10 protein-coding genes are annotated in these 10,976 nt (G+C 48.8%); 7 read left to right on the top strand and 3 right to left on the bottom strand.

Going from position 1 to position 10,976, the window contains the following annotated elements; translation table 11 throughout:
- Positions 1-305 precede the first annotated feature (305 nt).
- From QZT18_RS22500 to QZT18_RS22480, 5 genes are all read left to right on the top strand, one after another.
- Positions 306-956, top strand: coding sequence for a hypothetical protein (locus QZT18_RS22500; RefSeq protein ID WP_294151793.1), 651 nt, complete (start codon positions 306-308; stop codon positions 954-956).
- A 1-nt stretch (position 957) separates the two neighbouring features.
- Entirely contained in the window at positions 958-1,425 is a 468-nt protein-coding gene (locus QZT18_RS22495; protein ID WP_294151790.1) for a hypothetical protein, read from the top strand.
- Between the two features lie 23 nt (positions 1,426-1,448).
- Positions 1,449-2,873 (top strand): amidohydrolase, encoded by a 1,425-nt coding sequence (locus tag QZT18_RS22490; protein WP_294151788.1) that lies wholly within the window; start codon positions 1,449-1,451, stop codon positions 2,871-2,873.
- 88 nt (positions 2,874-2,961) lie between these two features.
- Entirely contained in the window at positions 2,962-3,666 is a 705-nt protein-coding gene (locus QZT18_RS22485) for a DUF5058 family protein (RefSeq protein WP_294151787.1), read from the top strand.
- 34 nt (positions 3,667-3,700) lie between these two features.
- Complete coding sequence (locus QZT18_RS22480; RefSeq protein ID WP_294151784.1) at positions 3,701-4,378, top strand: hypothetical protein; 678 nt, start codon at positions 3,701-3,703, stop codon at positions 4,376-4,378.
- A 7-nt stretch (positions 4,379-4,385) separates the two neighbouring features.
- On the opposite strand, the gene QZT18_RS22475 is transcribed toward QZT18_RS22480, so the two are convergent.
- Both QZT18_RS22475 and QZT18_RS22470 read right to left on the bottom strand, forming a co-directional pair.
- Complete coding sequence (locus QZT18_RS22475; protein ID WP_294151783.1) at positions 4,386-5,732, bottom strand: hypothetical protein; 1,347 nt, start codon at positions 5,730-5,732, stop codon at positions 4,386-4,388.
- Between the two features lie 235 nt (positions 5,733-5,967).
- Complete coding sequence (locus tag QZT18_RS22470) at positions 5,968-6,945, bottom strand: spore coat protein CotS (RefSeq protein WP_294151781.1); 978 nt, start codon at positions 6,943-6,945, stop codon at positions 5,968-5,970.
- 253 nt (positions 6,946-7,198) lie between these two features.
- On the opposite strand from QZT18_RS22470, the gene QZT18_RS22465 reads away from it, so the two are divergent.
- Complete coding sequence (locus QZT18_RS22465) at positions 7,199-7,660, top strand: MarR family winged helix-turn-helix transcriptional regulator (RefSeq protein ID WP_294151778.1); 462 nt, start codon at positions 7,199-7,201, stop codon at positions 7,658-7,660.
- Complete coding sequence (locus tag QZT18_RS22460; RefSeq protein ID WP_294151776.1) at positions 7,650-9,050, top strand: MATE family efflux transporter; 1,401 nt, start codon at positions 7,650-7,652, stop codon at positions 9,048-9,050. Before QZT18_RS22465 ends, QZT18_RS22460 begins: the two co-directional genes overlap by 11 nt.
- Positions 9,051-9,160: 110 nt before the next feature.
- Here QZT18_RS22460 and QZT18_RS22455 read toward each other — a convergent pair whose 3' ends face one another.
- Entirely contained in the window at positions 9,161-10,375 is a 1,215-nt protein-coding gene (locus QZT18_RS22455) for an RtcB family protein (RefSeq protein ID WP_294151774.1), read from the bottom strand.
- Positions 10,376-10,976: the final 601 nt, after the last annotated feature.

Genomic DNA, 10,976 nt, shown 5'->3' with positions numbered 1-10,976 from the left:
CCATCCCGAACCCCGACCGTCCCGGCGGCGTTCTCATTCCTCAATTAAATCCCTAATCTTCGTAGCATTGCTCCATTCCACGCCCAGTAACCCATCCTCCAAAGGTTTGCCACCATACCTACGTTCACAGATAATTGTATATTCAAGCTCTCTCAAAATTTGCCACCATATAGGCGATTCCGTCGCCAAATAGAGCAAAAATAAGTCTTTTCATCACCCAAAAAACCAATTATAATTATCAGCATACATATGCGGGCCGCAATTCGAATGTAAATTAAAAAAATTCAGAAAGTGAGGACGGTTGTGTGAAAAAAGGGGAAAAAGACAGCGTAGGATTTAAAGAGTATTTGGTGTTTCTGCTTGGATTACTATTTTTCTCCGGGTTATTCCAGAAGGGACCCGGACCATTAAAAATACTTGATCTGCAGACATATCTGGGCCAGTTCGGAACCATAGTGGAGGGGGCCTCCCCCGGTATTCTCGGTTCGGGCGGTTACGGCCTGAAATATATGTTTCTTCAATCACTGACTATCGCACCCGGCATATTTTTTGCTGTTGCCGTGGTAAACGTAGTTGACTACTACGGCGGAATGAAAGCTGCGGGCAAGCTGCTTTCACCCATACTTGGATTTCTTATGGGCGTTCCGGGAGAAAGCTCCCTGGCCATCATTGCCAACCTGGAAACGACAGACGGAAGTACCGCCATCGTCAAAGAACTGTATGAGAACAAAAAAATCACCTCCGACCAGCGGGACATCCTGTCTTCCTATTTATTTACCGGTACCGCCATCATTGGTATGATGGTCAGCTATGGCATATGGTTTCTTCCCCAACTGAAATTCGGGCAGGGAGCGGTATTCCTCGTAGTTATCGTAATGAAGTTCGTATCGGGAAATATGATGCGATTTTACCTGAAATTTGCCAATAAAAACAAAGTATCCGGGGAGGTAGAATAATATGGACGGCAGCGCAGTTAAAGAAAAACAGACTTTTATTGAAGTTTTCATGGCCGGCGCCCGCAAAGGCGTTCACATGTGGCTGAATTCCAATGTCCCGGGCATCGTATTATCGGTTTTGATCATGCGCATCGTTGAAGTTACGGGGCTGATGACACTTTTAGGGAAAATTCTCGGTCCTATCATGAGTATTTTCGCATTGCCCGGTGAAGCGGTCGTTCCCTATCTCACCTGCCTCATCTCAATGCCGGGCGGCTGTCTCAGCGCCGTCACCCTGCTCAACGACGGAATTCTTACCGCAGAGCATGTCACCATTCTGCTGCCAATGCTCATGTTAACCGGCAATGCGGGGGCAATCGGAAGAATCCTGGGCGTTACCGGCGTAAAAGGTAAATCCTTTGGCGCATGCTATATCATCATGATTTTATGCACCATCATCGCAGGTCTTATTATGAGGATTATCGTATAATACAAAAGACGGAAGGAGAAAGAATGGAAATCACAACGGAGAGCTACAAAGAGATTATACTGAAATGGTTTGAAGAAAATGAAAGTAAAATGACGGACTTGAGCGACCGTATATGGGAATATGCAGAGACCCTGTTCCAGGAATTTAAGTCCGCAGCTTTGTTAGAAAGCGTGTTTGAACAAAACGGATTCACGGTAACAAAAGGCGTGGCGGGCATCGAGACCGCGTTTGTCAGCGAATGGTCCAACGGCCCCGGCCCGGTCATCGCGCTGATCGGCGAATACGACGCTTTGCCCGGTCTGGGCCACAAGATTTCTGATAAAAAGGAACCTACCGGAAAGGCCGGACACGGCTGCGCCCATAATCTGCTTGGCGTGGGCAGCCTGTCCACCGCCCTCTGCCTGAAACAGGCGATGACCGAATTACATGTAACCGGTACGGTAAAATACTTCGGCTGCCCTGCGGAGGAAGGCGGTGCGGCAAAAGTATTCATGGTCCGTGACCATGTTTTCGATGGGATTGACGCGATTATCCGCTGGCATCCCCAGAATATTTCTTACGTAAGCGTATCACCGTGTCTGACGCATTATTCGGTTAAATACATTTTCCACGGCAAAGCCGCACATGCCGCAGTCTCTCCGGATGCCGGAAGAAGCGCCCTCGACGCCGCAATTTTGATGGATGTGGCCGTAAACTACCTGCGGGAACACGTCTCATCGGATGCGCGCATTCATTCGGTTATATCAAACGGGGGAACCGTTCCAAATATTGTGCCCGATTATGCCGAAATCTGGTACGGCGTGCGTGGGCAAAAGAAAGCGGATGCAGATGAAATATTCGAACGAATGAAAAAAATCGCGTACGGAATGGCAATGGCAACTGAAACGACCGTAGATATAAAGGTCCTCTCCGCCTCCTCCAGTACACTGCCCAACAAAGTTCTGTCGAAAGCGGCGCTTAAAAATATGCACGAAATCGGTGCGCCTGTTTTTACGGAGCAGGAAAAGCTCTTTGCAAAAAAACTGAACGAGGGAATCAGCACAGCGGCCAAGGCAAAATCCATGGTAGTCCACGGAGTCACAGATCCAAAGCTGGCCGAACTCGACTTGCATGAGGGGATTTCCGACAACCTGCTTGAGAATGTAAAAGTATCTCCTTATTCCACGGACTCAGGGGATGTCAGTTGGATGGCTCCCATGTGCCAGCTGTACATTGCCGCGCAAACCATTGGTTCTCCAAACCACTCATGGCAGCAGGCGGTATGCGCCGGAATGAGCATTGGACATAAGGGCATGATTTTTGCCGGAAAAGCAATGGCAATGACTGCGATGGATGTTCTGACCCACCCCGAAATTTTAGCCGAGGCAAAGAAGGAATTCGACGAGACCATCCGCGTTTATCCATATACCTGTCCCCTTCCCCAGGATGTCGTTCCCGGAGAAACGTAAACTACAAAAACTTCACCGAAGGGCTCCCGTATGAGAAATGACGGCGAGTCCTCCTGTGAATTACCGATGAGATAAGGAGCTATCGTTTATGACACCACATGATGAAGTTCTACAAGTAGCCAACAGCTTTCCCTCGTGGATCATCAATCTCTCTATGGTATTTCTGATATTTTTGCAGACTTTGATATTTACCAGGATCAGTCTGCGCTACCGGAGCCAATTCGATATTACAGGGGTGGAGATTAGAAAGGCCGTAAAGTCCGGAATCATTACTACGATTGGACCGGCCTTATCCGTATTCATCGTCGGCCTTGCCCTGATCACCCAAATTGGCGCTCCCCTGTCCCTCTCCCGCCTCAGTGTGGTGGGTAATGCAGTCTATGAGACAACTGCTGCGGAAGTCGCCGCATCAACCCTGGGGACAAGCATCAATTCCGATACATACAGTCTGTCCGCCTTTACCTGCTCTGTCTGGGTTATGAATATCGGCGGCGCGCTGATGATTCTGCCTCATCTGCTGTTCCTGAAACCGTTTTCCACGATGCGCCAGAAAGTGAATCAGCGGGGAAATCTGGGCAAGATAATCGGAATCTGCGCCTCTCTCGCCTCCTTCGGATACTTTGCTCTTGATTATTCTATCAAGGATATGAAGAATTTTGTCGCGGTCGGCTCTGCCGCCCTGTCCATGTGGCTGCTAACCTATCTGGGAAACCGCTGCAAAAAGTCCTGGCTTAAGGAGTGGTCAATGGCGCTCTCCATTCTGATCGCCATTACCGCCGCAAGTATTATCTGACCAAATAACGAAAACCGGAGAGGAGCTGCTATCTATGGATGAGTATACAAGGGATTATTACAGAAAAGTACAATTTTGGGGAATGCTTACACTGGCTCTCGGAATAGTGAGCTGTTTTTTATACGGTCTCTATCTGAGTTTTGTCAGAGGTTATCATCCCGGCTGGGATAAAATATTGACCAGCCTGTTGAGTATTGGGGCTATCATGGGACATAACTGGATCGCCGTGGCCGATACCATGACATATATTCTGCTTATGGGACCGGCCGCATCCTATGTATCCGTCCTGTCGGGCAATGTAAAGAATATGAAACTCCCCAGCGTCTTGTCAACCCTGGCCTCGCTGGGGATCGAACCCGGCACGCCCAAGGCCGATATCCTCTCTACTTTCTGTGTAATTGCTTCAACCGTGGTCAACACCCTGTGTTTGATCCTCCTTGCAACCATGGGCGGCACCCTGCTGAAATTCCTGCCTCAGAGAATCTTCGGCATGATCCAGTATGTCGTACCGGCAATGTTCGGCGCTATCTTTACTCAGTTTGCGCTGATGGACTATAAAGCCGCCGCGGTTTCCCTGGTAGTCGCCGCCGTTATCATCAATATTGGCGGAATCCCTGTTTTTTTAAAGACGCTTTCCACCATTATCATCACCATCGTACTGTATCTTACGCTGCAAAAGCTTAAGAAGCAGAAGGATAGGGAAGAACCGTGATCCTGGTTCAGATTTTAACCGTAGGATGCGGACTCAGTCCCATCCTGCTCAGTATCTCAATATGTCTCTCCGTCAGCTTGGAATGGAAATGCCGGGTCGTGACCCCGTTTGAAATCTTTGCAGACACGATGTCGTCCAGTTCATTAAACACATCCTCTGTACTGAGTCCAAGCGGCGCGGCACGCTTTTCTATCGTGTCCGAAAAAAGAAAACTCAGAAAGTAAATGTTTAATATCATGTGGCATAAAAGATCGTTGCTCATCTGCGCATACAGATAGTCCAGATCCGTGGGCAAAAATATCGTGTAAAAATAGTTCTGTATCTTTTCCGTGTGAAAATATAAATCCAGTATTTTCCGTGCACCGGCATCGAGATTTGTTACCAGCACGTCCCGGGGCTCCCTGACAGATTGTAAAAGCTCATCCACATATCCTCCGGTCGGGCGGATTACAATGATTTGCTTTCCTTCAAAGAGCTGCGACTTATAACCGATATCTCCGTGTACGGTGAAATACCCGCCCGAAGACACAAAATCACCGACGCGCCCTGCATCCTGAAAGAAAAAGGAGGCCTCTTCTTTTTTGAGCTTATAGATATATTTTATTGCACATGCTTCAAAATTTCTGCATGCCTTTAGAATCTCTAAATTGTCGCAGATAATCACATCGGAATCAGAAAAAATATCATATTGGTTGAAAGCCGGAAATTTCAGAATTTTGAAATTTACAGGCGTCATATCCTCCGTGGTCAGCGCGGAAACTACGACATTTTCAGGAATATTCTTTATATTTTTATTCATGCACAGATTCACGTAATTGTATTTTAAGGAGCTGTCCGTATTTACGACGCTCGCCAGACTTTCACATATAATAGTGGTATCATTTAGCAGCGCCGCCGAGGCTCTGATGGACTGCTTATTTACATTCTCAGAATTGGGGACGTGAACCTCCCTAATCCAGTCGTCAAACCGCATCGACTCATCGTGATTCGTCGAGTAGTACGCAACCAGTGCAAAAACCGCATCGACCGTAGACAAATCTAAATTTTTATAATTTGCGATGTCAACCAGCAGTCTTCTGATCCCAGTCTCCTCAAACAGATACTTTAGAAGCAAAACACCCCCATACCTCTTAACCGGAAGTAAACTTATCTCCCCCATTTTCAGGGAATCATATGTGCCCGACGAAACAGAAGCTACCAGCGCTTCCACCGTTTCCATGTCGAGCCGATCCATCCTGCCCAGATTTGCAATCACCTTATGGCGGCTCTTCCCTTTGACGGATGTGCTCTGCACAAGTTGAATATATGTATAATTTCCCTTTTGAGTTTTGACTGTCGTTTTTTTAATCCACATGACCGTCCCCCCTATCCCTCAGGTTCAGCATACAGCGGCGCTTTTATTTTGTCAATATTGTAGCGTTGCATGCCCTGAAAGTCGAAGTTGGCGGTTTCATTGGTTTGCGGCAGTGAAACATTTTGCATCCTCTGTTTGGCATGAGTCTTTAGTCCTGGTGCGGGAGCTGCGGGACTAAAGACCCAGCCAATTCCCTCCCGGCCGTCCCGGCGGCGTACTCATCCGCTCCCCCACCTTACCGGATCCGCTTCAGGAATTCGTTTCTGTCCTTCTGCTGCACCTCCAGGTTCTGGAGCTTCTCCACATTTCTTGAAGGAATCCATGCCTTGTTTGCATTATAATAGAAGTTAAGCTGTTTCCAGTATTTTTCAGGGTACAGGAACAGATAATAGAGATATTCCCTCTCCTTGGCGTCCATCTTAAGGACTCTGTCGTAGGAATCCAGAAGACGCATCCCCAGTTTCATATTCCATCCATGCTTTTCCATGGCCTTTCTGATAAAATGATAGAGATCCGCCACCTGGACGCCCAGATGCATTTTATTAAATTCGATCACCGCCGTGTAACCGGGTCCCATCAGGATGTGATGCTGGTTCAGCTCGCCGTGGCACAGGTAATGCTCCGGCGCTCCCGTCTCGCTCACCATCTTTCCCAGTCCCTCGCGGGCCTCCAGGGCCTGTTCATAAAACATGGAGAAATTCCCCATCACGCAAAGCTCAAAATCCGATTTTTTACGTTTGGAGCTGATAAAATTCCTGGTGCGCCGCAGTTCCCTGTTGTGGCGCTCCATTTCCTCCGTCATCGGCTCGGCCAGAATAGAACCAAGATTCCACTCCTCCTTTGCCTCTATCTTTCTGAGGGTCTTATGGAGACGGGCAATCTGCGATACGGCGCCTATAATCTCCTCCTCATCCCGGATGTTGCACTCACGGTCTGAAAACCAGTCCTTCACCACATAACGGCTGCCGTCTCCGGCCGTCGACATCAGTTCACCCTCTTTGTTTCTGATATACTGATCCACAAAACAGCTCCCACTCGCCTTAAGTGAATGGAGAACTTCTTCCTCAAACTCCAGGCGTTTTACCGTCCCTTTATATTCACGGAGCAGCTTCAGCCCTTTGTCGGTCTCGCAGACCCAGGCACCCCTGCCTCTGCGAAACGCCTTAATTTCAAGTTCATATTGCTCTAATACTTCTGTATTTCTGTCATTCACGCTTCACCCCTCCAGACAACTTTCTTTTAAGCTACTTCTAGGGTATGTTCTCTTTTGCCCAAATATGTACCGGACATGCCTATAATTCAGAATTGGAACCGCGGACGGACGGGCGGCGGCCCGGACTACTTATTGCATCGCATATGCACTCATTTCTTCCATTTAGTTTCCTGTTGACAAACGGAATAAAAGGTATTATAGTTTATTTTTGAACAGTTTAAAAATAAACTTGATTGACAGGGAGGAAAGAAATTTGCTGGCTTCACCGGGAAGATTTTTCGAAAAATTTCAGAAGATAGATAAGATGTACCGCAGGTTTTATCAGTATGAACTGGCAGAGTATCAGTTTACGCCGAATGAAATTGCCGTCATCTTATTTCTGCACAACAATTCCCCTGAGTTAGATACGGCGACCGACATCGTCCGCTGCAAGGGGATCTCCAAGGGCCTGGTGGCCCGCTCCGTGGACTCGCTCTTTGCAAAGGGCTATCTGGAAACAGTCCGTGAGCCGTCCGATCGGCGCGTTGTTCATCTGAAACTCAGTGAAAAGAGTCTTCCGATTACGGAACGCATCTCCATTAAGCAGAAAGAAATGGCCCAGAAAATCGAACGGGACATTTCTCAGGAGGAGCTCCGCATCACATCGGAAACTCTGGATAAACTTCTTATTAACACCGAATTATTATTAAAGGGGAGAGAAAATCATGCAGAATAAGTTCACATCAAAGGAAGCCGGTTCCGGCATCTCGAAGGAGGCCGATTTAGGCCACGACAACATCGGGAAACTTCTGCTGAGCCTGGCGCTTCCGGCCATCCTGGCTCAGATAATCAACGTTTTGTACAATATGGTAGACCGTATGTATATCGGACACATTGAAAATATCGGCCCAGACGCACTGACCGGCGTGGGAGTGACGATGCCGGTTATCATGTGTATCTCGGCTTTCGCGGCCCTGGTCAGCATGGGCGGAGCGCCCCGCGCCTCCATCATGATGGGAAAGGGGAAAAATGACCAGGCGGAAAAGATCCTCGGTAACTGTACCTCCATGCTCCTGATTATCTCGGTTGCGCTGACTGCGCTCTTCCTGATATTCGGGCGCTCCATCCTGCTGATGTTCGGCGCCAGTGAAAAGACCATTGTCTATGCCTGGGCCTATATGGAAATCTATGCCTGCGGCACCATCTTCGTCCAGCTGGCTCTTGGCCTGAATGCATTTATCAATGCGCAGGGCTATGCAAAAATCGGTATGATGACGGTCGCCATCGGAGCCATATGCAATATCATCCTGGACCCGATTTTTATTTTCGGTATGGGTATGGGCGTGCGCGGAGCCGCATGGGCCACTATCATTTCACAGGCCGTATCCTGTATCTGGATCCTCAAATTCCTGACCGGTAAAAAGAGCCTGCTGAAAATTAAGCTCCAGAATATGAAGCTGGACCGATCGATTATCGTTACCTGTGTCTCTCTGGGTCTTGCCCCGTTTATCATGCAGTTTACCGAGAGTGTCCTCTCCGTCTGCTTTAATACCAGCCTTTTGAAATACGGCGGAGACATCGCGGTCGGCGCTATGACAATTCTGATGAGCGTGATGCAGTTCTCCATGCTGCCTCTCCAGGGACTGACCCAGGGCGCACAGCCGATTATCAGCTTCAACTACGGGGCGGGCCATATCCACCGTGTAAAAAAAGCGTTCCACCTGCTCCTGCGCGTTTCCATCTGCTACTCCACTCTTTTGTGGGCAATCTGCATGTTTGCGCCAAGAGTATTCATCACCATCTTCACCAGCAATGCGGATTTAACGCAGTATACCGTCTGGGCAATGCGGGTTTACATGGCTGCATCCCTGATTTTCAGTATTCAGATAGCATGCCAGCAGACCTTCATCGCCCTGGGCAATGCAAAGACCTCCGTCTTTCTCGCCCTGCTCAGAAAAGTTCTGCTCCTGATCCCTCTTATCTTTATACTGCCACAGTTCTTCAGCAATCAGGTGCTGGCCGTATTCATCGCGGAGCCGATTGCAGACATCATTGCGGTGAGCACAACAGCGCTCCTCTTTACCAGAGAATACAAAAAGCTGGGAAAGATGGAGGAGGCCGCCTGAATCCGGGCCTGAGCCTCCACCTCCGTATGTCTCTATACCGGGAAACAGGAACTTCTCCTGTCCTCCCGGTATTTTTGCATTCCGCCTCCTGTTGGATGATAAGACCTTCGTTACCCCTCTTCTCCGGCCTTAAAGTTATAAACCGGCTTAATCACCGATAAAATCCGGGCCGTATCTCCGATATTATCCACGATGTCCTGCATCCCCTTATAAGCCATCGGACATTCATCCAGGGTTTCTGCATTGACCGAAGTCGTGTAGATTCCCTCCATCTCTTTTTTAAACTCTGAGACGGTGTAGGACTTTTTCGCCTGGGTTCTGGACATCAGACGTCCGGCGCCGTGGGGTGCGGAGCAGTTCCAGTCCTCATTGCCCTTACCGATGCAGATCAGGGAACCATCCCTCATATTGATTGGGATCAGGAGTTTTTCTCCCGCCTTCGCCGAGACAGCCCCTTTCCTGAGGATCATGTTTTCCGTATCAATATAGTTGTGAATGGTGGTAAACTGCTCTTCCACTTTGAGCTTCATCCCACGGATCATCTCATCCATCATCGCTTTTCTGTTCAGCATGGCAAAGCGCTGAACCAACGTCATGTCGTGGATGTAATCTTCAAGAAGCTCCCCCTCACAGTAGGCCAGGGCCTTTGGAACCGTGGTCGTCACCTGCGCCTTCAGTTCCTTCAGGGCCTTCTGGATTTCTTTCTCGCGCCCCGCCGCCTTGTACTCCTTAATCAGAGTATCCACATCGGCCGGGGAATTACCGTTGAGCGCCTTGTATGCCTCGTTCTGGTAGAAATGGGCAACTTCCAGCCCCAGGTGCCTGGAACCGGAGTGGACGACAAGGTAGAAGTTTCCCTCCGTATCCCGGTCCACTTCTATAAAATGGTTTCCGCCTCCCAGCGTCCCGAGGGAGCGGACCGCCCGATCCAGGTTGATCTTCCCGGCCATTTTGCACCGGAGTTCATTCAGATCTATCTGCTCATTATACGGATGCGGCTCTTTCCTGATATTAAACCCGGAAGGAATCTTTTCGTAGATCAGTTTATCCAGCTTTTCAAGCTCAATATGGGAGTTCCCGATGCGGATTGTCTCCATTCCGCAGCCGATATCCACTCCCACCAGATTCGGGACCGCCTTATCACGGATTGTCATCGTGGTTCCAATGGTGCATCCGGCTCCCGCATGGACGTCGGGCATAATCCGGATCCTGCTCCCCGATGAAAATTCCTGATCGCAGAGCATCTTAATCTGTTCCAGCGCGGTTTCCTCCACCACCTCTGTAAATACTTTTGCCTCGTTATATCTTCCTTTTACTGTTTTCATTTTATTTTTCACCTCAAAAAAAGGAGCCGTGATCCCCGGTACATATGTACGGGGAACCAGTTGGCTCCTAAAAATCTCCATATACTTTCCTATGTGACGTCTTTTATCCCCTTAACAGGGTATTCGTCCGCCGGCAGCCAATCTTCACGCAGCCGGATAGACAATCTGTTTATAGATGCAGAATTCCACTACAAAAAACAGGCCCGTTTTCCCGGCGGCATGGCACGATATTCAATTGCATAGTCCGCTGATCACAGTGATAACTGTGCCTTATGCTCCGATCCAGTCCTTTTATAACGTTTCTCTGTTTCATCGTAATGGTCTCCTTTCGTTGTTTTTTCAGGGTATGCATATCCTCTGTTTTGCAATATAGCACATTGGACGGCTCTTTGCAAGCATTTCCTGCCTTGCGAACAGCCGTGGGGGATTTAATTGAGGAGGGCGAACGCCGCCGGAACGGTCGGGGAGCGGAATGGTGAGAGGGAGGTTATGAGTCTTCAGTCCCGGTTTGGAGGTTATCGCAGTGGGGAATCCGGGCAGAAAAAATTCCTTCGGGAAACGCTCGCGCTCTTTGGAGTACATAACGGACACTAACCTCGAA

It is taken from the genome of uncultured Clostridium sp. (genome assembly GCF_900547735.1).
Classification (GTDB): domain Bacteria; phylum Bacillota; class Clostridia; order Lachnospirales; family Lachnospiraceae; genus Otoolea.
Note: the sequence above shows the minus strand (reverse complement) of the source record. Positions and strands in the feature narration are given on the sequence as shown.